Here is a 22,737-nt window from a genome sequence, read left to right as displayed (position 1 = left end):
TTACTTAATTTTATCTATTAACCCTAATTGTCTGGCTATATCCATAGTGAACTTACTCATAGGGCGTTTATGTATATCCTTATCCTCTGTATAGTTCCCAACTATAGTCCTTTTAAATAATGAAGGATTTAATTTTAAACTACTAAAACTACTTTGTAATGTATCAATATACTTTTCATTATACATCTGACTTTTAACAATTAACTCTTCTACTAAGTCTTTTTGGGTGTTATATATTCCCTGGATATGAAACAATTCTTCAAAACTATGATTATCTCTCCCTTTAACTTTATTTACTTGTGGTTCATGAAACTTTACTACAATAAACTCTCTCTTTTTATTCAATAGATAATTACTTAAAGAGTTATCAGTTAGTTTAAATGAGTATAAAGACGACTGTGTTAACATCTTATCTTTAATATATAAATCAAAATCAACATCTTTAACACCTTTACTTAGATTACAAGATCCACATACTGGATACAAATTAAATAAACTAATACTTAAAAACGGATATTTAGACTTAGCATGATAATGATCCAATTGATACTTAGCAGAGCGAACATTTTTATCGTTTTTTCTTGCTACTATTGTTAACTGTGAATTACAATAAACACAAGCATTAATACCTAAAACATTAAAATAAGAAGGATAAAAACTACTTCTTAAATCTGAATATTTCAAAGCTTTTAAAACAATGTCTTTTGTTTCTTTTCTTTTTGAAGTAGGTAGCTCACCAACAGACTTAATTAATTTTTCCATTAAGTTTTTATCCGCAGTAACTATACTTTCTTTTTTATTCTTAAACACTTTAATTACTCTATCTATATATGTTATTTGTTCATGTAGTAACTTACTTTTATCAATTGTATTTAAATTGTTCAATGCATCTATTCTTTGAGATTCCAAAAACTTCAAGTACTTTTTTTGAATTTCTTGTACAAAATCATAATCTATTGCAATCATAACTAATTCTTGTTTAAAAGTTCTTTCTTACGTTCTTGTAACCTAATAATCTCTTCATCAATATCTTCTATTTTTGTATCAGTACTAAAAGCCTCTTTATAAAGGTTTTCTAAACTTATTTTTAGTATTGGTTCCCCAACCTGAGAAATAATTTGTTTGCAAGTATCTTTTTTATACTCAACAATTTCACCTATAGTTTTTATTTCTTCATTGAGATTCTTTTTTTCCTTATCATTAGTAGAATTAGCTTTCCTATTTCTCAATATTTTTACTTGAAGAAACTTAATCAATGAATTTATCTTCTCCTTAGCAAACTCTCCCATAAAACCATTATTCTTTAAGAAAAATTCATCCGCTAATAGATCATGTATATTAGCCCCAAAAGAATTAACCATATCACCTTTAACAGGCACTCCATCCTCTAACATAAGAATACTCTGTGATGGTATATCAGAGAGGATAAATGGGGAGTGGGTAATGAACATTAAATTTATATTCTTTATTTGTTTAAACTCATTTTTCTTCAGAAAAACTAATAAATCATTTATAAATGTCCTTTGTTGTTCAGGGTGAAAATACAACTCTATTTCGTCCAGAATAATATTAACGTTTTCGAATTTAGAGTACACAACTTTGCCTTTCTTTTTTTCTTCTTTTACTGAGTCTAAATTTCTTAAATGATATACTATAGAACTTAACAATCCAAGCTTCTGATACTGTCCTGAACTCATTTTATGTATCTCAATATCCTTTTTTGCATTATTTATGTTCTCATCATCTTTTTTAATCAAAATAAAATCATATTTAAAGATACTAGGCGGTAATACATTTATTAACTCAATCTCATTATTTTTTGCTAAGTCAAGTAACTCTTCTCCTAATTCACTAATATCATACTCTACATTAGTCTCTTCAAACACTCTTAAATACTTTTTCTCTATTTCAGAATTAGGATTTGATATAGTAAACTTTAATAATTCATAACATTGAATCAGTTTCAAAGTTATGTGGCTCTTTTCAAAATACACTTTATTCAAATAGTCTAATAAAGATTTATTCAACTCAAACAGCTCCTCTTTTGAAAGATTAAGAAGTTCTTTTATAGAGACTTTCAAAGGCTGATAGGTCATTTTTTTATACCTAGTTATACTAAGACTTTTTTTTACAAGATACCATAACAATTCCATTCTAAATTTATTATTCTCTATATTTGAAGTAGATTCAAACTTATTTAGCCAAAACTTATATATTGTAGCGTACTCAATTAATTTTAATAATTCTTCATAAGAAAGGTAACTAATCAAGTTATAAATTTCTTTTAATTTTATAAACCATTCAGAAGTATCACTACTTTCATTAAACTTCTCAAGTGATATTTTTTGTAATTCTTCATCTAAAGGCATGCCATCTATCATATCTAAAATATCTTCTTGCTTATAATTTTGAGAACTATCTTTAGACGATAAATCGTTTATTTTTTGCTTTTGTCTATACACTTCTTCCTGAACTTCTTTCGGGCTTTTATATAAGAATACACCTAAAATACATATCTGTATATCAGTCATACTTTTACTTTCTTTTTTCGATTCTTCAAAGAAATACTGATCTCTTATCTTGTTAAAAAAAGCCTCATTCGATTTTAAATAAAAATATACTAAATCTACGTATTTATTTATAGTACCATCTTTAACACACTCATTTAAATCATTAAAGGAAAAAATTGTATGTAAAATATCTTTTCCTTTCCCTACTTTTAAACGATTAACAATATCACTTAAACAATTATTCTTTTTTTCTATTTTAATTCTATTGATTAAGTGCCCCAATATCGAATCCCTATATTTTTCATTTGTAAATAATAAAGAAGCTAAACGTTGGTTCATCAAATACTTTTCATTTCTAACATTAATCATTGCATCCTCACGATATGGATGAATAACTAATGGCGTTTGATAACCATCATTTTTATGAAAAATTCTACTTAACCAAGATATACTATTACCCTCTTCATCTTTACCTCTTCCTTCTTTCATAAAATCAAGTTCATCCAATCCATAAAGAGAATAATTAACATACATCGTAAAAAAGATATTATGTAATTTATCATATCCTTTAGATTTTAAATTACGCTTCCTTATTTTTTGTGATAAAACATTTTTTTGTTCTAATACTACATTTCGTAGAGTGTCTAAATCATACCAAGTAATATCTATTGGAAAAGCATCAGACATAAGTGTAATTACATTTATTTTACCTTGATATAAAAAAAACAAACTACCATTAATCCCTTTTGCTCTAATCAAATTCAGTTTTTTACTGTCATCGTCTCCTATTTTTTTTGAATTAAACCAAAAAAAATTATTCAACATTCTCAATAAAAACTCCACTATGCTACTCTTTCCACTTCCATTCATCCCTACTATAGCCTGAACATTAATATATTCAAGAGATGACTCTGTATTTTTTTGTAGAAAAAAATCATTATGTAAATCTGTAATATCTTCCTTTTTTACAATATAATCACTGTCCTCATATTGTTCGAACGAATTATCAAAGAAGTAAAACTTATCTTCTTCAAGGTTTTTAAGAACATCGTTAGAACATCCCTTCAGTGGTCGTATAGCAAGTAATTTAAAGCTCATTGTTAGTATATTTTAAGAATACTAATATACTACACCCTTCCTAATCTATAATATGGTATTCCGTAAAACAAGGCTTTTATTTAGGCATTACACTCTTCTCTTTCCCTCATCATTATACCTACTTCTTCAAGACCGCTACAACATCTCTTTAAGATTCCTTCAACAAATAACCTCTTAACTAGAGCATTCTTGGGGAAATGTTGAAGAAGTGTTAAAGGAAATCGCTCTATGAAGTGTCATTACTAGGGTTAGGATAGGTTTATTATTTTATATCTTTATTCGATATAAACATAAGTATCTAATTATAAACAACATATACAAATAAGGTAAAAATAAAAAGCTATCCTTTTTTAATGGATAAGAGACTAAAAGAGGTTTTATAGACTAAAAACAGCTTGTAATTATAGTTAATTAGGGTAGATTATGGGTTTTTAAAGCAATTGAGGGGGGGGATTTAGTAAAAAATATGCTTGATTATACTGCGGATGTAATCATCACTACCATTGCGTGCCGATAGGATGGGATTCTTCGCAGGCTCGGAAGGACATAGTGTATGGGGTATTGCGAGGATGTATGTAATACATCCCTACCATTGTGTGCCGATAGGATGGGATTTTTCGCAGGCTCAGAAGGACATAGTGTATGGGGTATTGCGAGGATGTATGTAATACATCCCTACCATTGTGTGCCGATAGGATGGGATTCTTCACAGGCTCGGAGGGACATAGCGTATCATAATTTACCCCCTGCTCTGCGGGTACCCCTCCATGAGAATAACCTCATTTCTTTGTGATATCGTGATAGTGTAAAGATATTGGTTTATAAAAGACAATTTACTTGAACGAAACAACAAAAGACCAAAATCACAAAAAAACTATAGTAAAATTACAGTTCGTCCTTCAACTGCTGGATATACTTCTCTCTTTCAGGATAATCAATGCTTTCTAGATATTCTGTTACCTCTGAGAGCCATTCTTCATTGGACTTGATCTTTACTCGAGCTACTGTCTTCTGTTGGAAATAAGGCCTATCGTCAAAAGCCTGAGCCAAATGCTGATTCATTGACGCTGCTGTTTGCGGGCTTACGGGTTTTCCTTCTGATTTAGCTAAAGAGTGTAATATTCCTCGCTGATAATCAGGGTTCATAATAGCTTCTTTATACTCTCCTGAATAGGCTAATACTACTGGGATTTCTTTCTTTTCTAAGATAGCAGCTCTTAATCTATAGTTGCCATCTATAATCCAATATCCTCCAAGAGAGGGGATATACCATGCGAATATAGGAGGTAGTGTTCCCTCTATCGCTTTCTTACGCCACCACTTTAGACGACCAGAATATTCATCTACTTGGCGTGAGTATAACAACTCTCTATCCCAAGAGGCATAAGTAAAGGCGTCAAAATCATCTTCTGCTGCTACAGTCGTTCCATAATTAGGTGGTGAGGCGAAGTCTTTATATCCTTCAAACAACCAAATAGAGTCATAAAAGAAGTGCTTATCTGATGACACCATTTCTTCTGCAAAATAGCGAGACCACGACTTTAGTCTTTCTTCAGTTGATAGCTCTTTGCGCTTCTCTACTTCTTGGGAATTGATATTCTTAATCAGCCTACTCTCCTCTTCGAAAGTTCTTACTAATCCTATATCACAGAAGTCTCTACTGATCAGTCCCCACATCACTGGTTTATCTTCACAGACCAACTTCATCTTCCAATTCGAACCACTCAATAATTGCATTGTAGGAGGTGTTAATCCTTCTACTGTTAGTTCTAATGCTTTCCATTGTTGATGTTCATCTGTGATATCTTTCCAATAATATTTCATGGGTATTTTTTATTGAGGTGTAAAGGTAAAGTGTTTTTTATTAAAATGGGTGCGAAGTCTGGAGACTTCGCACAGCATACAAGACGTGATAAAGATTGTGTGACACGTATAGTAATGCGTCTTTACATGATATACCAACCGAATTCTTAATTCTTAATTTTTAATTAATAATTGATTTCAAACCTTCTCTTTCCTTCTACCTCGTAATCTGATACTTCTACGAAGCCGATATTTTCCATCATCTTTAGAGACTTTTCGTTTCTGCTACGGGAGATGCCCACAATAGTAGTTACCTCAGGTTCATTAGCCTTAATATACTCCATCAAGCCCTCTGTTCCCTCTTGTCCATAACCATATTTCCAGAAGTCTCTTCCTATAGAGAAGCCTATTTCTACAGCTGTTGGAGATTCGAAGAAGTACATCGCAGTTCCGATTAATACCTCTGTATCTTTCTCTATCACCGCCATTCTCATTTTGGCTCTACTGTCCCATTCTTTATGAGCTTGGTGTACCATATTCTCTGCTTCTTCTATGGTCTCAAGAGGTTTACTCCCTCTGTATTGCATCGCGTCTTTATCAGAGTAGATGTATAATAATTGTTCTTTATCTTCTATTACTAGTGGTCTAAAATATAATCTGTCCATGGTATCGTTAATTTGTTTGTTGTTTTGGTTCTTTGTATTCTCTTTTTTCGACTAGGCTTGCTCCTGCTTCTACGCTTAATCTTGCAAATACACGACTAGATAAGATGGTGATAATTCCCATGACTAAAAAGGTGTATCTAAACACGTCTATTCCTTGATCATTTGTCCCAATACTGCTATTTTGGAACATCACTAAGATCATCGCTGAGATAGATATCCCTAAACTGATAGCTAACTGTTGGGTAACGGATAATAAGGTGTTTCCCTCACTTGAAGTATCATTGTCTAAATCTGCTAATGCTATGGTATTCATAGAAGTGAACTGTACTGCATTAAATGCTCCGTTGCAAATCATCAAGATCACCAATATCCACATTGGGGTATTTTTATTGATAAAGAAGAAACAAGAGATGATTATCCCGGTCAATATTGTATTGACAATCAATGTATTTCTATATCCGAATTTGCGTACAATAGGGATGACAAAGTTTCTAAAAACAAGGTTGGCTCCTGCCTGTGGTATCATCATTAACCCTGCAAAAAAGGCTGAATAACCAAAGCCGACTTGTAGTAATAAAGGTACCATTAGAGGCATTCCACCTACTCCAAATCGAGTAACGAGATTACCTATTAGCCCTACTCTTAATGTTTTTATCTTTAATAAGCTTAACCTGATAAGGGCTTTAGTAGTTCTCTGTGCGTATCGTATGTATCCTAATACGCAGATAATGGTTAGTACTCCTAATAACATTAGGGTCATTGCTGTAAATTGGGGAGAGTTCCATCGTTCGATAATCAGCGTAATGGTGGTCAATCCTCCACTGATTAGTAGCCATCCTTTTAAGTCAAATTTGCCAACTGTATTGGTAAAATTAGGAACAACTTTTCTTGCCCAAACCATAGCGACAATGCCGACAGGTAGATTAATCAAGAATATCCAATGCCAAGAGAACTTCTCTACTAAAAAGCCTCCTGCAGTAGGCCCTAACATTGGCCCTATCAATGCGGGTATGGTGATAAAGTTAATGATACCTAGTAATTGATCTTTTGGATAGGCATAAATCAGTATTAACCTTGCTACTGGTACTAACATAGATCCTCCTATGGCTTGAAAAATACGAGCCAAAACGAGTTGATCTAAGGTATTGGCTATAGAACAAAATAAGGATCCTAAGGTAAAGATACCAATGGCTAACATCAGCATATTACGTGTACCAAAGCGGTCTGCCAACCATCCACTTAAAGGGATTAACAGGGCTACTGTTAGGGTATACGATACGATAACGCTCTGCATCTCTAAGGGTGACTCTCCTAAACTTCTAGCGATAGAGGGCAATCCTGTGTTTAGGATAGTACCATCTAATGCCTGCATAAATATAGCTAACGCAGCAAGCCAAGGTAAATACTTTTTTACCTTTGGGTCTTCAACGATCCCTATTTCCATAATATTGTAATACTAAGATTAGTTAATTCATCATCGCTATTGTAGTAGAGTTAACTTTAGATAGGCCACGAGGTAAAATGAATAAAATACAATGCTCTTATACACTATATAAAGTTGCTATCACGATGATAAACAAATATAAATAATCCAATCTATTCCCTCAGTTGTCCTATGACAAGTTCGGTCTAAAGAAATTACAAAAAGACCTCAGCTCTAACAACAAAATCATAGCATTACATCAATTAATGTACCGAATAGAAGTATATCTTATTTTTTATACAACGAATTTAGTTGAAGTTCATTTGTATAATTTAGTAAAACTTTAACCCTGAACAACTGATAAGTAAACAGGCCTAAGCAATTCTACTTTACAATAGCTGATTTATACTGTCTAATAGGGCTAAATATACTTGTCAAAAGGTTTGTTTACAACACTATTCTATAAGGATACCAATCAAAAGAAGTCTCATGAAGTGCAAAGAAGTGCGTTGGCAAGACCAATCCGATAGCCTCTAGCCCTTTCTGTAAAGCGGTAGTACCTTCTAATTCTTTTATTTCGGCACCAATCATCTGCTTATACTCCCCTGTCAATTCATCAAAGTAATACACCATCATCTCTCCATCGAAGACCACTGCTATTTCTTCATCCATATCCCCTCCCCACATCTCACATTTATAGTACACGAAAGGTTGTTTCGTCTCTTCATTTAACTGTTGTAAGAAAGCGAGTAACTTACACTGTTCTAATGTAAGGTTCAAAGACAATACCATGGGAGCAATCTCTATATGTTCTAAAAATTGCCATTTGTTCTTTTTGTATTCAGCATAACTTTCATAGAACGCATTATACTCATCATCATAGGCTGTTCTACTTATAGAAGGATTGATAACGAATAGTCCATCCTGTGGCAAACTGTGTTTAATATGCTTTCGTTCATGATGCTCATTCTCAAAGAAGATTTCTTTGGTCCATTTACTTCTGATTCCTTTTTCTAGTGTATCTATGTTGAATAATCCTTGTCTTAATTCTTCTATTTGTTGCAAGCGTTCTATTACTGTGGTATTCGCAATAGTGTACACCTGCTCTGCACTCCAGCTCATAGTATCTATTTTAGGCTAAGATACAATTATCCGTTTTTACTTAAAGTAGGTTTGTTAAAAATTGTCTTGGTAATCCTTTGCATTATTTGTAACTTGCTGTATAACAAAACAACACTTATCTATTCTTATGGTACAGTCTCAATATAGCTCAAGAGTGATGCGTTTACTACTTGTTTTACTAGTTATTGCTTTGACACTATTTACTATCTTTTACTTTATCTCTGATAATGCCCAAGCAGGTCATGTAAGCTTTAAAACACACTACAGTTTCTTAGGAGGTGTGACTTTAGGGTTGGTCTTATTTGTATTCAGTTTTTCACTGACTATGACGATGGTCAAAGATATTACCATCAAGGATAATGATATACTAGTCAGAAATCTTCTTGGGAGTCGAAAGAAGTTTTATAAACCTAATACAGTATGCGTACTTGCTCATACTAAAAGAGTTTTTCTAGGAGCTACAGAATATATCGTATTACAAGAGGGCGATAAAAGCACAAAGATATTTGAGTTTAGCTATAAAAACTTCGAAGAAATAAAAAAACATCTCAATATAGATGTAGAGGGAAAAAGGAGAGGATAGTGTCTGTAACACTAACTCTCCTTTTTTTACTATGACAATCTTAATCAATATGTAAATCAAATAAAATGAGCGCTAAAGAAGATCAAATCACAATCGACAACTATCTAGACAATCATTATATCAATCGAAGTAATTGGCTTAGAGCAGCAGTACTAGGTGCTAATGATGGTATTATATCTGTATCGAGTTTAGCAATAGGTGTTGCCACAGCTAGCGCATCAAGAGAACCTATTCTACTTGCCACAATTGCAGGGCTAGTAGCAGGTGCACTGTCAATGGCTGCAGGAGAATACGTATCGGTAAGTTCTCAGACTGATATAGAGAATGCAGATATAGCAAGAGAGGCAAAGGAACTTGAAGAAATGCCTGAAACAGAATTAAAGATTCTAGCACAGATCTATGAGCAACGTGGACTAAAAAAAGAAACGGCTATGCAGGTAGCTATTGAACTAACAGAAAAAGATGCTCTAGCTGCTCATGTGAGAGATGAATTAGGGATTAATGAAATTAATCAGGCAAATCCTATGCAGGCAGCTCTAGCTTCAGGAGCTTCATTTACTATCGGTGGAGTGCTGCCTCTTGGGGTAGCACTATTAGCACCTGTAGAACAAATGGAATATTGGCTATATGGTTTTACCATTATATTCCTTATGATATTAGGAGCATTATCTGCTAAAACAGGTGGTTCTAGTATCCAAAAAGCTGTTCTTAGAATCGTTATTTGGGGATCAGTAGCGATGGGACTATCTGCATTAGTAGGCTATTTATTTGGTGTCAATGTATAAAAAATATCATCTTATAAATACGAAGAGAACTTAATATAAAGCTAAGTTCTCTTTGTATTTTAATTAGACTTTTCTAGAAACTCTAGATAGTTACTTATTTCTATACCCTAAAGGAGAGTCCCCTATATGTAGCTTGAAAAAGCGATTAAAATAAGATATATTGTCAAAACCTAGTTCGTAAGCGCATTCCTTTACAGTCATATGACTATGTCTCAATAAATACTGTGCTTCTAGTAATAGACGTTCATGTATTAGCTGAAGTGCCGTCATACCTGTTTCTTCCTTTATGACTTCAGTCAAATGCTTCGGCGTAATACCCATTAAATCTGCATACTGCTGTACTGTTTTAAGTTCTTTAAACTTTTCTTCTAAATATTGTTTAAAAGTATAGGTCAATTGATATTGTCTATTCATTCCCTTATGAAATCCTAGCAGGCAATACTCACAAGCTCTATTGTAATCATATAATATCTCAATCAGCTTTAAACGGATAATATTAAGGTGATAAGGTCTCTTCGTATCCAATTCCCACGCTAGGTTATTAAAGTTCTGTAAGACTTGCTTAAAAGAGTCTCCTAGTTTATATACTGGTGGGTAATCTGCATTCAAGAAAAGTAGCTCATCTACAATCATCTCCTTAACATAATTACGATACAAAAAGCATTTCTTAAAGAAAATCTGAAAGACTCTGAAATCTGGTGAAGCCTCCCCACCAAGATAAATTACTTCAGGTGATATAATGGACATAGAACCTTCATCAACTGTAAAGTTATGATTCCCTACTTTTAAATCTATATGCCCCCTTGTACAAAGAATAAGTGTATAGTAATCTTGTTTTTGTGGCGTAGTTAATGTTAAATTATCTACTGCTATTGAAAAGTCTATTTCTTTATTTGTTTCTAAACCGACTATCTTCATCTTCCTACTATTTTATCTGACTACAAAATAAAACTAATTAAAAATAGGAGTACTTAATATTACCTTAAAATCCGTGTTTTGTACTATATCTTCCGACAAATTACCCCTAAAAAATATTTCTATAGAGTCTCTTTTCGATTAAATAGTAGCACAGTTTTTTTTTCTTTAATGTAAAAAAGTTCTCTTACTTAAATATATTAAAAATCATTCTTTTACATTTTAAACTACTTTATTAAAGATAGCTTAATTTCTAGTATTTAATGGTATTATCCACTTTATAATCAGTATATTTATCAGAAACAGACTAGTAACCGTAATTTATAACACCACAATGCCTATGAAACCTATAAGGACAGAAGAAGATTACCACATGGCTTTAGTGAGATTACAACTCCTAAAGGATGCTAAGCCCAATACACCAGAAGCAGATGAATACGAAGTTATAAATATCTTACTAGAGCATTATGAACGAGAAAATGCTCCTATGGGAATGCCAGACCCCATAGATAGTATCAAGATATTTACAGAGTATTTTTCAGATAAAGAAGAAGATCCTGATAAAGAGGAATAATATACTAAACGCTTACTAATGAATGGTAAGCGTTTTTTTTTATCCAAAAAAAAAGCACCTCTGTAATAAATTACAGAGGTGCAGAGGGTGATAAATTAATTAAAAACATTACTATATATAACCTAACTATATAGTAATATGAACATAAAACTTACTAACACTTTACTTCTCTTTATTCATAGATTTTTGAAGATTGTTGTATATAGACACTTCTACTTCCGACCTTCTTAATTTTTATTCTTTACTTTCTATTGATTTCTTTGTATTAGGTATCGAATAACGCAATCCTAACTGCATATTAAAATCAAAAGGCTTCTCTGTATAAATAGTTTTAACAGAGCTTCCATTGTCAAAGTAATATCGAGCTCCTGGTTCAACAAACAGTCCAACACTCTTCGCTAACTTGTACTCTATTCCTACAGCTAAATTTACTGAAGTCTGTATTCCTTTGACTTTTACCTTTTCATCTGGTATTTTTTCTACATGTTGATCAGCCTTAAACTTTGTTTTCAACGTTCCATACACTGATTTCTCAAAATGAAGTCCACCATTGGCATAGGCTGAGAAATTCCCTTTCTCCCATACGTTATAATTCACTTGAATTGGTACTCCTACATAATGTAATGTCTGTGTATTTATAATTTTATACTCTTGACTTCCTGAAGTAAGATCAGATGATAATTTCGTATAAGTCACCCCTGTATTGATTCCCCATTTATCCCCCATAGGATAATATAGAGCTACTCCAAAACGAATAGGTTTCTTATGCTTGATATCTGTATAGACCTCCTTATTTTGATTAACAACATAAATCTCTGACAGTACAGCACTCGCCATCCCCATATCTAAAGAGACATTACTATCATCCTTCATCATTCCCTTCATTGTACTGTATCCATTTTGTTGCATACTAGAAGTAGAGGCTATATTACTAGATATTAAACCTAAAGAAAAACCTCTATTCTTTTTTGACTTTACTTGATCTTTTATTTCTGCTTCTTTCAGCTGATTATCAACTAAAGCTTTCTCTATGTTTTGATTACTTTCTTCAACTAAAATCGCTAATTGCTCTTGTACTTTATCTTTATCAACTAAATCAGAAAGTACACCACTACCTACCTTCTCTTGTTCTATCGAACTTGAGTTGTTGTCAACTATCTCAACAATAGAAGTCTCTCTCCTTTCTTCTATTGTCTTGATAGTATGACTGCTTGCCTTCTCCTTTTCATTTGAAGTCAAAGCTTTGGTATTTGTGTGTGTTTCTTTGGTTATTATCTCTTCTACTTTATCAAGGTATTGACTAGGCGTAGAATCAAGCTTTAAATTACTCTCTTTAGCATCTATAACAATGCTTTCTTTTTCTTTATCATCATGCTGTAATGCACGTCCACTTCTCAAATATAGTTCTGCACCTCCAATAGATAGTATTGCCACAGAAGCAGCGATACCAATAATCCTTTTAAAGTTTACTTCTTTAGGTGCTTGTCTTTTATTTGTTGCTTGCTGTACAGTATCTGACCATAATGGTATGATTTTTCCCTTCTCTTCCCCAAAAAGCTTTTGTTCCAAATCCTCCCATAACCCCTCTGGTCCGATCTCTGTATGATCCTTCATCTTCTGCTCCAGATCATTTAACCATTTATCGTTCATAAGGCGTTTGTTTTTGGTTTATTATATAACTTTATCTTCTGCATTAATATCTTCTTCGCTCGGTGAAATTGAGAGGCAGATGAGCTCTCACCTATTTCTAGCAGTTTACCTATTTCTTTATGACTTTTTTTCTCAAAAACATAAAGGTTAAAAACCATTCGATACCCATCAGGTAAAGAACGAATCAATTCTAATATTTCTGATTCTGGTATCTCATCTAAATTAGGTTCCTCCTCTTCTATTACTTCTGGTAATTCTTCTACTAGAGTAGGAAACTCTATCTTAGCAGTATCTCTAAGAAACTTTAAAGACTCATTAATTATTAGACGCGTTGTCCAAGCTTTTAATGATCCTACTCCCTTATACTCAAATGAACCAATAGCATTAAAAATCTTGATAAAGCTATTTTGCATCACATCTTTGACATCATCATGACTCTTAAGATATCGCATACATACATAGGTAAAATGTCCTGAATAGAATTCATAGAATTCTTTCCAAGCAGATTGGTCTTTAGATCGTAGTCTATCCACTAACCCTCGTTCTACACTATCTTTTTTAGTCATTTGTTATATAAACATTTTGGTTGGAATCTAAGGAGTAAAACCTAAATTTTTTTACCTCTTAACAGATCCTGGAAAGAAATACTTCACTTCTATAAAGTCGTTATCTTCTTTTCCATCCACAGTTAATTTGTCTACTATCCACTCAAACTTCACCATATCATACCTATTAGACACATAAATCCCTTTATACTTTGCAGTGACATGAGCCACTACTTCTTTTTTACTATCATCCATCGGAATTGTAAATTTCAATTCTCTTGGACTCATCGTTAATATTAACGCTGTTCCTGTCTTATCTATTACAGATGTATAAGCAAGATTATACTTTACTTTATCCATCTTATTTAATATCTCCTCGGTTTTTCTAGCGTCTTTAACTACTGATCCCACAAGTTCTCTTACTGGCAGATTATCAAATACAATCAAGCTATCATTAATCTTAAAAATTGTATTTTGTTCATTCATCCATTTCCCTTGTAGAGTATAAGCTTTCCCACTATAACTTCCTACTATATCTCCTATCTTAACAGGTTTATTTGGCTCTATACTATTATCATCACTAATACATGATGTAAAACTAATACCAACTAAACTAAATAAGACCGTAAACATTTTAATTCTTCTTACTGCTCTCATTTTAATATACTTTTAGCTTGTTTAACAATATTTCATAGTGAGTACTCATGTATATAAACCCGACTTTTAGAAATCCTTGCATGAAGAAATTAAAAAAAATGACTTATTCTATACAAATTCACAAAAACAACCATTAAAACACTACAAAACAACACATTATACAAAAAAATATTTTTATCCTTTACAGTTTAAAAGATAACCTATTACCCTTGTCTCCTAGTAATAGGCTATCCTATGTAAAAACTAAATAAATAAACTGTTATATTTTTCTTACTTTTTGACAGAAGCTGGAAACGCGTAATTAATAGGTACTAATCTACTTTCTAATACCTCATCAATTGTTAACTCAGATACTGTAAAACCAAATTTCACTACATTCGATTTACCAGAAACGTAGATTCCTTTATCTTTTGCAGAGAATATTACTTTTACATTTTTTACCTTGCCATCTATAGGAACTTTAAGTTCTAGAGCCTTTGGTACAAAAGTCAATTCTACAGCTGTACTATTTTTATTTAAAGCTGCTTTATAATCTAAATTATATTTTACCTTTCCTAGAGCTTTTAATGCCTCCTCAGTCTTTTTAGAATCACCTACTACAGTAGATACTATTTCTTTAACTGGTAGTTCTGTAAAAGAAATAACTCCCGCTTTAGCGCTAAAGTTTACATTCTTCTCATTCTTAACCTTATCTTGAGAAGTGATTGCCTTTCCGCTGTAACTTCCGTAGACATCTTCTACTTTTACTTTTTTATTTGGTTTGATAGTATCATCATCTTTACTACATGATGTAAGACCTAAACCTATTAAACTAAACACGATCAAGATTGCTTTAAATTTTATTGACTTTTTCATTTTCTTATAATTTTGAATTGATTAAAAATATTTTACTGTGAGCGCTCATCATATAAATCCCCTTTTAGATAAACTTTGCATTCATTTTATAAAAAAATAAAAACTTTTTTTAACAAATAAAACAACAATAACACCCTTATAAACAAACACTTATAATTATTTATTTTCTTATATTTTTAAACAAAAAAAAGACTTACTATCCTAAACTAGGACAGTAAGTCTTTTTAATTTTATAAGCCCGAATTCTTATTCTATTTCTTCTAAACTACAATAAATCATCTACAAGATCATACCCTTCTAGATAAACATTAAACTCATCAATATCATCTGCTACAACTTGCATTCTTAGTCTTTTACCTTGTTTAATTAATAAACCAACTCTTAGCGTTAGCTCTCTATCTTCTTCCTCTGATAAGCCTTTAAACAATTGCATTGTCTTGCTCTCTTCATTTATTAATAATTCATTGTACTTCATCATACTTACTCTATTTATAATTTAAACAACGGAACCATCCATCTCACCCCCACTGCTATCTGATGTTCATTCTTATCTGCCTTAGAAACTTCATAATTCTTATAATCATAATTCAGAAAGTTATAAGCTGCAAAAAGTCTAAGATCCTTAAACGCCTTATCATTAAATGGATTGTACTCTATAGCTGTCGAAACTCCCTTTAAAGCATAAGATACATTACTCTCAAGATCTTTTCTATAGTTATACATCACTTTTACATATGGAGTCACTTTATGGAATTTATACTTCACAGAAGCTGTCGTCACATTATCCTTCACATACGCGATTCCTTTGGTACCTGTATTTAAGTCTGTAAAAGCAGCATCTCCTACATTTCTAAAACCATACATCCAGTCTACCTCTGCCATAAAGTTATTCAATGTCAACCTATTTCCCATAGTTACCCAGCTGTAATACTTCTTCGCATCATGCTGAAATAGCGCATATCCATAACGAGTTTTCAAATGTTTTTTAAACAATTCTCCTTCCCATAAAAACAATCCTCCATAAGCCTTATTTTTATAATCTTCTGCCGCAAACTGCTCTCCCTGAGAGACCATCTGTAACTTAAAAGACTGTCCCTTTACTTTATAAGCAATACTAGCTCCAGGACTAAATAGCTCAATAGAACCAATGATATTCGTAAACATATATAAATCAGCACTGTTATAAGACAACTCCGTAGATCCCCAAGCTGTAAACTGTTTTCCCATACCCACTGTCCAATGGTCATCAATATTATACTCTAAAAAAGCAAACTCCAAGGCATTAGAAGCTACTGACTCATTCAACCTATATCGCAAAGAATAAGTAAGCTTATTATTATAATTCCCTTTTAAATAAACTCGCGACTGTACTAATCTAAACTTACTATCTGAAGTACCGGCTCCACTAGTCTTAGTCAAATTCTCGTACTTTGAGTCTAGATACACTTCTAAGGTATTCACTTTCTTAGGTGCATCGGGGTTAGCCTGCTGTGTCAATACACCTAATAAAGTTGATTCTTCTTTTTTTTCATCTTGAGCCATCACACTTATCGTTCCCAATAGGATTGCACAGATTGTATATTTAATATTCATAGTTTGGTAGATTTTTAAAAAGTTTAATATAATTCTTTTTTAAATATTATTAACAAAACTTTATCATAATTACATAAATATGATAATTCTAAAAATAGAAGTTCAGACTCTCAAATAACACAACATAAAGAGTAATTCTATTTATTATGCTAAATAAAATCAATATTTCAATCAACAATAATCACCTCTATACGAATAGATACAGATCATTCGATAACTTAGAACGTCGTATTGAGATAATTACCGATAAGATTATGACACAAAATAGATATTCTCATTTTATCTATATAATACTATGTTTTTAACAAAACTTATTGTATCTTTATAATGTTGTGTATTAGTATGAATTTAATGAAGAATCACTTTTTATGCCTAGGTGGGTGTATTAAGTGATTTTTTTATACAAAAAAAGCCGTTAGTAAATTCTACTAACGACTTGTCTTTATGCTTATTTCTTCAATAATTCTACATATTTTTTTACAGCCTCACTCACTTCTTGCTCCGTAGGTCCATACGCATTATTTAAAGCTACAAACCCTATATAATTTGCTTCAATATACTTGATAGTAGCTATGACTGGTAATAAAAATTCTTCCACTGTAAATCCGTAATGACTATCTTTTACATAAGACTCTTTTACTCCACCAGTAGGTAGTGTGGTTACTATACCTATTTTTTTACTTACTAAAGCACCTTGTTCTACTCCGAATGCTCATCCATAAGTAAGAACCTCATCTAGCCATAACTTCAGTAAACTCGGTACATTAAACAACTGAGTAGGGAACTGAATGATTATTCTATTGTGATCTAATAACAACTCTTGTTCCCTCTCCACATCTATCTGCCCATCGGGATAAACCTCATAAATATTGTGAATTGTAAATTGTACATCTTGTGGCAATGCTTCTAACAATGCTCTATTCGAATTTGCCCCTATATAATTTGGGTGCGCCTGTAATGCGTTTTAATGAAATAGATAAAGCAATAGGAGATATTTCTCAAAAAATGCTAGCCAAAACTTTAAAAACCTTAGAAGCTGATGGTTTTATTACACGAAAAGTATATCCTACCGTACCTCCTAAAGTAGAATATACACTTACTGAACTTGGATTAGACTTAGTTCCCTATAGCGAAAACATATCAGTCTGGGCATTTAATAATTTAGAGACAATTCTAAACAATAGAAAAGAATTCGAAAAGTAATTAATACAAACTTCTCTATCTACTTTCTCTTAACTCAATAGGCATAGACATATCACAAATACAGCTAATAAATCATAACAGAAGCACTTAAACTAAATCTATAAAGCAATTATATGTATTACACAACGTGTATCCGCACAGTGATGTTGCGCGGATTTAAATCCGTGTCGTAGATTCCACACAGTGATTCCATAACAGTAGGAATGTATTAAGATAAACATTTCTAATTAATAATTTGAGCGTAGCAATACCCCCCACCCTACGGCTCCTCTATAGAGGGGAATGTTAAGCATGGTATGCGATGTGTGATTACGTTATGGATCTCCAGCACTACTATTCCCCCTCCCTTAGAGTGATTTATACACAATCTAGATCACGTTATATAAGTTTATTATACAGTAGCCAAAATTCCTAATTAGAGCACAACGATTACGTGCCGATAGGACATAATATCCATATAGTATAAGGCGTATATATCCACAAAAAAACGACAATACAGCCTAGCCATATTGTCGTTTTTTTGTATATCAAAAGTTTTTAAACAAATTAATTCTTAATTAATTTATCTGACGTTTTGTTTAAAGTAAATCTGTGTAGCTCCTAATCCATACTTTTGATAATTCGCATCTTCAGCTACTATCTCCGCATATCTACTGAATAGAAACTCTAACTCAGCCTTTAATACACCCTCTCCTACACCATGTATAAATACAATACGAGGAATGCGATTGCGGATAGCGAACTCCACCTGTCCCCTAGCTGTATCTAGCTGTAGAGTCAGCATATCATGCTTCTCCATACGTCTATAGTCATTCGTAAGTTTCTCTATATGCAAATCTACTTCTAGGATAAACTCATCCTTACGCGAACGTTTTTCCTTCGTAAAGGAACGTTTTATAGGATCTACTTTTTCTTGTAGTGCTTCACTAACTGAACTTCTAGTACTAGCCGAACGCATATCTACCTCGTCCTCTTTAGCTATTTTTAAAAGCTCATTCGGTTTATACGTTAATATAAAACCTTCTTTAGATTCTATAGTTACCTCATCTCCTATAATATTAATGACAACTCCTTCTTCGTTCTCATCTAATACTTGTACATAATCTCCTTTGCTAAGCATCTTTCTCTTCTTCTTTTGCTTGATTGATTAAATCTTTCTTTATTCCTGCATCGAACTCCCGTTCCGCAGGTCCTTGTTGACGAGTGTTACTAGGTGTCTTTTGCATCAATCTCGCCATGGAGAAAAAGAACAAGGCTACACCCACTACTTGCACCCATATTTTTGGTTGGTCCTTAGAACTTTCCATTAACGCCCATCCCATAAATAACAGGGTTGCGATAGTTAATATGATCTTTGCTATTTTCATATTACGGTGCTAGTCGTTCTATTTTCCAATCTAAACCATCTTCTGTCAGCGTATATCGAATACGATCGTGAAGGCGATTAGCTCTTCCTTGCCAAAACTCAATAGACACAGGCTTTACTACAAATCCCCCCCAATTCTCTGGTCGTTTTACCGTATCTTTAGTTGCTTCTTTTTCTAATTTATTAATAGCATCTTCTAGTACTTGGTGATTAGGGATAACCTCACTCTGATTAGATACAATAGCACCTAATCGACTTCCTAAAGGACGGCTATCAAAATAATTATCAGACTGAGCTGCACTAGCCTTACTAGCGATACCTTTGATAATAATCTGACGCTCCGCAGAAGGCCAAAAGAATGATAAACACAAATGTGGATTAGCAATAATAGCCTTGCCTTTCTCAGAGTTATAATTTGTGTAAAACACAAATCCCTCTTCGTCATAAGACTTTAAGAGTACCACTCTAGACTTCGGAAAGCCATCCAAACCTATTGTAGACACTGTCATTGCATTTACCTCATCTACTCCACCGAAATCCTCTATCTCATAAAACCATTTCTTGAATTGCATCATTGGGTTTTCGTCTACACTACTTTCCAACAATACACTCTTCTCATACGATTTTCTGTAATCACTTAAGTCACTCATATCTAAATCTATTATAGGTCAAACACTTTACCATCGTCTGCATTCAATATTTTACCACTAAACACAGTCTCTGCTTCTTTCTTAAACAAGGTAATATCATTATATCTCGTAGAATAATGTCCTAATATTAAAGTCTTTGCATTCGCTAGTTTTGCAATACTTGCCGCCTGCTTAGCAGTACAGTGTTTCGTTCGTTCTGTATAGTGCTCTTCACTGTCTAAGAAAGTACTCTCATGGTATAATACATCTACATCTTTAATGATAGGTACTATGGCTTCAGAATAGTAAGTATCTGAACAGAATGCGTAGCTCTCCGTAGGTTCTGGATCATAAGTAATATCCTTATTATCCACTACAGTACCATCATCTAATGTGATATTACCACCACTTTTAATCTTCTGATAATAACATCTATCAATACCTAAATCTTCAATAGCTCCTATGCGCAACTTTCTATCACCAGGTTTTGTTTCGAATAAATACCCATTTGTATACACACGGTGATCTAATGGTATGGTACGTACAATAACCTTATCATCTTCAAATACAACTCTACTCTCTTTACTAGTCTGTTCATGAAAGAACAACTTATATCCTGAATAAGAATTAGAAAGTCTCAACTGTAATAAAGTCACTTCCTTAATTCCCTTAGGTCCATAAATATGCAAATCAGAAGTTCTGTTTAACAACATATACGTTGAGATCAACCCTATCAATCCATAAAAGTGATCTCCGTGTAAGTGAGAGATAAAAATATGATTAATACGTTGAAACTTCAACTTATGACGCCTTAATTGTACTTGAGTTCCTTCACCAGCGTCGATTAAAAACATCTGCCCTCCCATCTCTAAAACTTGAGATGTAGGGTTAGTTATCGTTCTTGGTGTTGCTGCATAACAGCCTAATATAGTAAGTTTCAATATTGTTTTGTTTTAATTTTTGAGCTTGTAATTTACAAAAACGACAAGCTAAGTCAAAATAAAAGGCTTAAATTACTTTAAGCCTTTTATATATTTTTATCTAAAATCCTAAGTCTCTTTGGATTTCATCCATTTCTATCAAATCATGTGCTTCCTGTAAAGTCGGAGCAATAATCAAATCTCCATCAAACTCATTAAAGTCTATTGACTCCATAACGATAATAAAAGACTTATTAGCCTCCTCTATATGTCGTATAGCTAGAGATTCAAAACACTCTAAATCCTCTTCTAATACCTTATATTTAACCTTTGTTAAATCTAGTATTAAATTAGACTGTACAAGGCTATGCTCATACTGCTCTTCTAGCTTTTTAAGAAACGTTACTATATCTCCCTCGTCACTCGTTATAATAAGTGTATGTCCTTTTTCTTTTACTTTCATTATATACGCCTTAATTTGATTAAGCGAATATAAAACGAATATAAATACTATCATATAGCAGAGCAAAAATATTATGGAAATACCCATCCGCAATCTATGTCCCCTAACGATAGGAAGGATCTCACACATAACTCTACAAACAAATAATAGTATAGTTTTAGAGCTAATGAAAGAACTATGAAGTAGAATGGCTCTGTAGTATTTGGTTAATGCGTATTTGGGGGTTAATACTTACTACTTAACAACCATTGGATCAATTCTTGATTATTCACGATCGTCCAAGAGTGTGGATGACGCAACTGAGTATTCATGCGGTATCCTTTATTTGATGTAGTAATAAGCGTTGCCTGCTCATTTCCTAAACGTCTTAATTCATTGATAAAAGCAGAACTTTCTGTTGCATTCATACTAGTCAGATCCTCACCTCTCTCATGTATCCACCAGTTTACATCTGGTTCTGTATAGATTCTCAAGGGAAGTTGTCCAAACTTCTTCACTGCAGTCTGATTAAGATCCGTGAATGAATAGGGAGATGTACTATAAAAGGCTTCTAATGCAGTAGCAGGAGTACCTCCCATCACTTCTTCTATTTTACCTATCATATAGACACTCTCTTCACTAGCATTGTCTACACCTGACAGCCTTATCTCGCGCTGGCTAGAGTTATAAAAACGTTCAAAATCTAAGGGTGGATCAATCGCAAATACAGCATGTGGCTTCGTTATGGTCTCTTGTGCGTACTTAATAGCCGTACTTCCTCCTATCGAAAACCCACCTATGAAAAAACGCTGATCCATAAGCTTGTGTTTACTTCTGACATCTTCTATGATTTGACCTAATGTACTCTGACTCGTCTTATCTACTCCAAACGAAAGCAATCCATCTTGCAGACATGGGATAATCACTAGCATACCACTCTTGGCAGCTAGTAGTGGTAGATCTGTTTCTAACAATACCTTCTCTGCACTCTCTCCAAAGCCTGGTATTAAGACTAAATACCCACTCCATGGCAAATGAGAAGGATAGATTTTTGTATAATAGTTTTTGGTCTTATCCTCTTTATCTAAAAAGACTTGCTCTATCTTCTGAGCTTGTATAAAAGTAGACAGAAGTAATAGAGTGATCGTTAGGATGTGGTTTTTCATGAAACGTATAGTGATCTTTATCTGTTAAACACAAATTAAGCGATAAACATATAAAATGAAAAGAAATTATACAAAATAAGTCTGAATTAGTGATACAAGCATACAATAATATGATTTTAGAAGAAATGAAAGAGATATGAAGCAAAATTGCTTTGTAACCTGAGTTCGATTAATATTAATGCATAAAAAAAGGTAAAAATCCGTATATTTAAGTATCTGAAATTTAAATATAT

The 22,737-nt window shown here is 32.9% G+C and carries 23 protein-coding genes and 1 pseudogene; 4 read left to right on the top strand and 20 right to left on the bottom strand.

Annotation, left to right across the window (positions count from 1 at the left end; genetic code table 11):
* The 6 genes from HX049_RS15895 to HX049_RS15870 form a co-directional block, all read right to left on the bottom strand.
* Positions 1-966: a hypothetical protein gene (locus tag HX049_RS15895; protein WP_286417065.1), complete on the bottom strand. Its 966-nt coding sequence runs from the start codon at positions 964-966 to the stop codon at positions 1-3.
* 2 nt (positions 967-968) lie between these two features.
* Positions 969-3,608, bottom strand: a complete 2,640-nt coding sequence (locus tag HX049_RS15890) for an AAA family ATPase (RefSeq protein ID WP_286417064.1) — start codon at positions 3,606-3,608, stop codon at positions 969-971.
* An 885-nt stretch (positions 3,609-4,493) separates the two neighbouring features.
* Positions 4,494-5,432 (bottom strand): ParB/Srx family N-terminal domain-containing protein, encoded by a 939-nt coding sequence (locus tag HX049_RS15885; protein WP_286417062.1) that lies wholly within the window; start codon positions 5,430-5,432, stop codon positions 4,494-4,496.
* Positions 5,433-5,596: 164 nt separating this feature from the next.
* Entirely contained in the window at positions 5,597-6,076 is a 480-nt protein-coding gene (locus tag HX049_RS15880; RefSeq protein WP_286417060.1) for a GNAT family N-acetyltransferase, read from the bottom strand.
* Between the two features lie 7 nt (positions 6,077-6,083).
* Positions 6,084-7,520 carry a multidrug transporter subunit MdtD gene (gene mdtD / locus HX049_RS15875; RefSeq protein ID WP_041892729.1) on the bottom strand — a complete coding sequence of 479 codons (1,437 nt, stop codon included), beginning with the start codon at positions 7,518-7,520 and terminating at the stop codon, positions 6,084-6,086.
* A gap of 426 nt (positions 7,521-7,946) precedes the next feature.
* The gene (locus HX049_RS15870; RefSeq protein WP_286417059.1) at positions 7,947-8,621 is read right to left on the bottom strand and encodes a hypothetical protein; all 675 of its coding nucleotides are present in this window, start codon (positions 8,619-8,621) and stop codon (positions 7,947-7,949) included.
* 127 nt (positions 8,622-8,748) lie between these two features.
* Between HX049_RS15870 and HX049_RS15865 the strand changes: the two genes are divergently transcribed.
* Both HX049_RS15865 and HX049_RS15860 read left to right on the top strand, forming a co-directional pair.
* Positions 8,749-9,204, top strand: coding sequence for a hypothetical protein (locus HX049_RS15865; protein ID WP_041892733.1), 456 nt, complete (start codon positions 8,749-8,751; stop codon positions 9,202-9,204).
* A gap of 65 nt (positions 9,205-9,269) precedes the next feature.
* Positions 9,270-9,989, top strand: a complete 720-nt coding sequence (locus tag HX049_RS15860) for a VIT1/CCC1 transporter family protein (protein ID WP_286417056.1) — start codon at positions 9,270-9,272, stop codon at positions 9,987-9,989.
* A 90-nt stretch (positions 9,990-10,079) separates the two neighbouring features.
* On the opposite strand, the gene HX049_RS15855 is transcribed toward HX049_RS15860, so the two are convergent.
* Positions 10,080-10,907, bottom strand: a complete 828-nt coding sequence (locus HX049_RS15855; protein ID WP_286417054.1) for a helix-turn-helix domain-containing protein — start codon at positions 10,905-10,907, stop codon at positions 10,080-10,082.
* Positions 10,908-11,244: 337 nt separating this feature from the next.
* Between HX049_RS15855 and HX049_RS15850 the strand changes: the two genes are divergently transcribed.
* Positions 11,245-11,478 (top strand): hypothetical protein, encoded by a 234-nt coding sequence (locus tag HX049_RS15850; RefSeq protein WP_225600622.1) that lies wholly within the window; start codon positions 11,245-11,247, stop codon positions 11,476-11,478.
* Positions 11,479-11,712: 234 nt separating this feature from the next.
* On the opposite strand, the gene HX049_RS15845 is transcribed toward HX049_RS15850, so the two are convergent.
* From HX049_RS15845 to HX049_RS15815, 7 genes and pseudogenes are all read right to left on the bottom strand, one after another.
* Complete coding sequence (locus HX049_RS15845) at positions 11,713-13,128, bottom strand: porin family protein (protein WP_259638189.1); 1,416 nt, start codon at positions 13,126-13,128, stop codon at positions 11,713-11,715.
* Positions 13,125-13,694 (bottom strand): RNA polymerase sigma factor, encoded by a 570-nt coding sequence (locus HX049_RS15840; RefSeq protein WP_286417052.1) that lies wholly within the window; start codon positions 13,692-13,694, stop codon positions 13,125-13,127. The genes HX049_RS15845 and HX049_RS15840 overlap by 4 nt, the downstream gene beginning before the upstream one ends.
* 51 nt (positions 13,695-13,745) lie before the next feature.
* Positions 13,746-14,330, bottom strand: a complete 585-nt coding sequence (locus HX049_RS15835; protein ID WP_286417051.1) for a DUF4840 domain-containing protein — start codon at positions 14,328-14,330, stop codon at positions 13,746-13,748.
* Between the two features lie 270 nt (positions 14,331-14,600).
* Positions 14,601-15,185, bottom strand: coding sequence for a DUF4840 domain-containing protein (locus HX049_RS15830; protein WP_286417049.1), 585 nt, complete (start codon positions 15,183-15,185; stop codon positions 14,601-14,603).
* Between the two features lie 265 nt (positions 15,186-15,450).
* Positions 15,451-15,663: a hypothetical protein gene (locus HX049_RS15825; protein ID WP_225600618.1), complete on the bottom strand. Its 213-nt coding sequence runs from the start codon at positions 15,661-15,663 to the stop codon at positions 15,451-15,453.
* An 11-nt stretch (positions 15,664-15,674) separates the two neighbouring features.
* Positions 15,675-16,778 (bottom strand): porin, encoded by a 1,104-nt coding sequence (locus tag HX049_RS15820; RefSeq protein WP_286417048.1) that lies wholly within the window; start codon positions 16,776-16,778, stop codon positions 15,675-15,677.
* A 448-nt stretch (positions 16,779-17,226) separates the two neighbouring features.
* Positions 17,227-17,679: pseudogene (locus HX049_RS15815) on the bottom strand (NAD(P)H-dependent oxidoreductase).
* 11 nt (positions 17,680-17,690) lie between these two features.
* Between HX049_RS15815 and HX049_RS15810 the strand changes: the two are divergent.
* Positions 17,691-17,981 (top strand): winged helix-turn-helix transcriptional regulator, encoded by a 291-nt coding sequence (locus HX049_RS15810; protein WP_286417046.1) that lies wholly within the window; start codon positions 17,691-17,693, stop codon positions 17,979-17,981.
* 562 nt (positions 17,982-18,543) lie between these two features.
* Here the strand turns inward: HX049_RS15810 and HX049_RS15805 are convergent.
* From HX049_RS15805 to HX049_RS15780, 6 genes are all read right to left on the bottom strand, one after another.
* Positions 18,544-19,101, bottom strand: coding sequence for a Smr/MutS family protein (locus HX049_RS15805; protein ID WP_041892754.1), 558 nt, complete (start codon positions 19,099-19,101; stop codon positions 18,544-18,546).
* Positions 19,094-19,303, bottom strand: coding sequence for a hypothetical protein (locus tag HX049_RS15800; RefSeq protein WP_235280442.1), 210 nt, complete (start codon positions 19,301-19,303; stop codon positions 19,094-19,096). The genes HX049_RS15805 and HX049_RS15800 overlap by 8 nt, the downstream gene beginning before the upstream one ends.
* Positions 19,304-19,349: 46 nt before the next feature.
* The gene (pdxH, locus tag HX049_RS15795; RefSeq protein WP_286407254.1) at positions 19,350-19,997 is read right to left on the bottom strand and encodes a pyridoxamine 5'-phosphate oxidase; all 648 of its coding nucleotides are present in this window, start codon (positions 19,995-19,997) and stop codon (positions 19,350-19,352) included.
* Positions 19,998-20,008: 11 nt separating this feature from the next.
* Complete coding sequence (locus HX049_RS15790) at positions 20,009-20,917, bottom strand: ribonuclease Z (protein ID WP_041892761.1); 909 nt, start codon at positions 20,915-20,917, stop codon at positions 20,009-20,011.
* Between the two features lie 100 nt (positions 20,918-21,017).
* The gene (locus tag HX049_RS15785) at positions 21,018-21,359 is read right to left on the bottom strand and encodes a ribonuclease Z (RefSeq protein ID WP_286417044.1); all 342 of its coding nucleotides are present in this window, start codon (positions 21,357-21,359) and stop codon (positions 21,018-21,020) included.
* Positions 21,360-21,583: 224 nt separating this feature from the next.
* The gene (locus HX049_RS15780; RefSeq protein ID WP_286417043.1) at positions 21,584-22,504 is read right to left on the bottom strand and encodes an alpha/beta hydrolase; all 921 of its coding nucleotides are present in this window, start codon (positions 22,502-22,504) and stop codon (positions 21,584-21,586) included.
* Positions 22,505-22,737 lie beyond the last annotated feature (233 nt).

This window comes from Myroides odoratimimus (genome assembly GCF_030326305.1).
Classification (GTDB): Bacteria; Bacteroidota; Bacteroidia; order Flavobacteriales; family Flavobacteriaceae; genus Flavobacterium; species Flavobacterium odoratimimum_A.
The sequence above is the reverse complement of the archived record's forward strand: the minus strand, read 5'-3'. Positions and strand labels throughout refer to the sequence as shown.

Excerpts from the sequence above, each read along its gene's own strand:
- HX049_RS15880 (WP_286417060.1), bottom strand. The coding sequence starts at position 6,076 with ATGGACAGATTATATTTTAGACCACTAGTAATAGAAGATAAAGAACAA.
- HX049_RS15890 (WP_286417064.1), bottom strand. The coding sequence starts at position 3,608 with ATGAGCTTTAAATTACTTGCTATACGACCACTGAAGGGATGTTCTAAC.
- HX049_RS15830 (WP_286417049.1), bottom strand. The coding sequence starts at position 15,185 with ATGAAAAAGTCAATAAAATTTAAAGCAATCTTGATCGTGTTTAGTTTA.
- HX049_RS15780 (WP_286417043.1), bottom strand. The coding sequence starts at position 22,504 with ATGAAAAACCACATCCTAACGATCACTCTATTACTTCTGTCTACTTTT.
- HX049_RS15835 (WP_286417051.1), bottom strand. The coding sequence starts at position 14,330 with ATGAGAGCAGTAAGAAGAATTAAAATGTTTACGGTCTTATTTAGTTTA.
- HX049_RS15805 (WP_041892754.1), bottom strand. The coding sequence starts at position 19,101 with ATGCTTAGCAAAGGAGATTATGTACAAGTATTAGATGAGAACGAAGAA.
- HX049_RS15860 (WP_286417056.1), top strand. The coding sequence starts at position 9,270 with ATGAGCGCTAAAGAAGATCAAATCACAATCGACAACTATCTAGACAAT.
- pdxH (WP_286407254.1), bottom strand. The coding sequence starts at position 19,997 with ATGAGTGACTTAAGTGATTACAGAAAATCGTATGAGAAGAGTGTATTG.
- HX049_RS15870 (WP_286417059.1), bottom strand. The coding sequence starts at position 8,621 with ATGAGCTGGAGTGCAGAGCAGGTGTACACTATTGCGAATACCACAGTA.
- HX049_RS15850 (WP_225600622.1), top strand. The coding sequence starts at position 11,245 with ATGAAACCTATAAGGACAGAAGAAGATTACCACATGGCTTTAGTGAGA.
- HX049_RS15840 (WP_286417052.1), bottom strand. The coding sequence starts at position 13,694 with ATGACTAAAAAAGATAGTGTAGAACGAGGGTTAGTGGATAGACTACGA.
- HX049_RS15825 (WP_225600618.1), bottom strand. The coding sequence starts at position 15,663 with ATGATGAAGTACAATGAATTATTAATAAATGAAGAGAGCAAGACAATG.
- HX049_RS15800 (WP_235280442.1), bottom strand. The coding sequence starts at position 19,303 with ATGGGATGGGCGTTAATGGAAAGTTCTAAGGACCAACCAAAAATATGG.
- HX049_RS15895 (WP_286417065.1), bottom strand. The coding sequence starts at position 966 with ATGATTGCAATAGATTATGATTTTGTACAAGAAATTCAAAAAAAGTAC.
- HX049_RS15785 (WP_286417044.1), bottom strand. The coding sequence starts at position 21,359 with ATGAAAGTAAAAGAAAAAGGACATACACTTATTATAACGAGTGACGAG.
- HX049_RS15855 (WP_286417054.1), bottom strand. The coding sequence starts at position 10,907 with ATGAAGATAGTCGGTTTAGAAACAAATAAAGAAATAGACTTTTCAATA.
- HX049_RS15845 (WP_259638189.1), bottom strand. The coding sequence starts at position 13,128 with ATGAACGATAAATGGTTAAATGATCTGGAGCAGAAGATGAAGGATCAT.
- HX049_RS15885 (WP_286417062.1), bottom strand. The coding sequence starts at position 5,432 with ATGAAATATTATTGGAAAGATATCACAGATGAACATCAACAATGGAAA.
- HX049_RS15810 (WP_286417046.1), top strand. The coding sequence starts at position 17,691 with ATGCTCTATTCGAATTTGCCCCTATATAATTTGGGTGCGCCTGTAATG.
- HX049_RS15865 (WP_041892733.1), top strand. The coding sequence starts at position 8,749 with ATGGTACAGTCTCAATATAGCTCAAGAGTGATGCGTTTACTACTTGTT.
- mdtD (WP_041892729.1), bottom strand. The coding sequence starts at position 7,520 with ATGGAAATAGGGATCGTTGAAGACCCAAAGGTAAAAAAGTATTTACCT.
- HX049_RS15820 (WP_286417048.1), bottom strand. The coding sequence starts at position 16,778 with ATGAATATTAAATATACAATCTGTGCAATCCTATTGGGAACGATAAGT.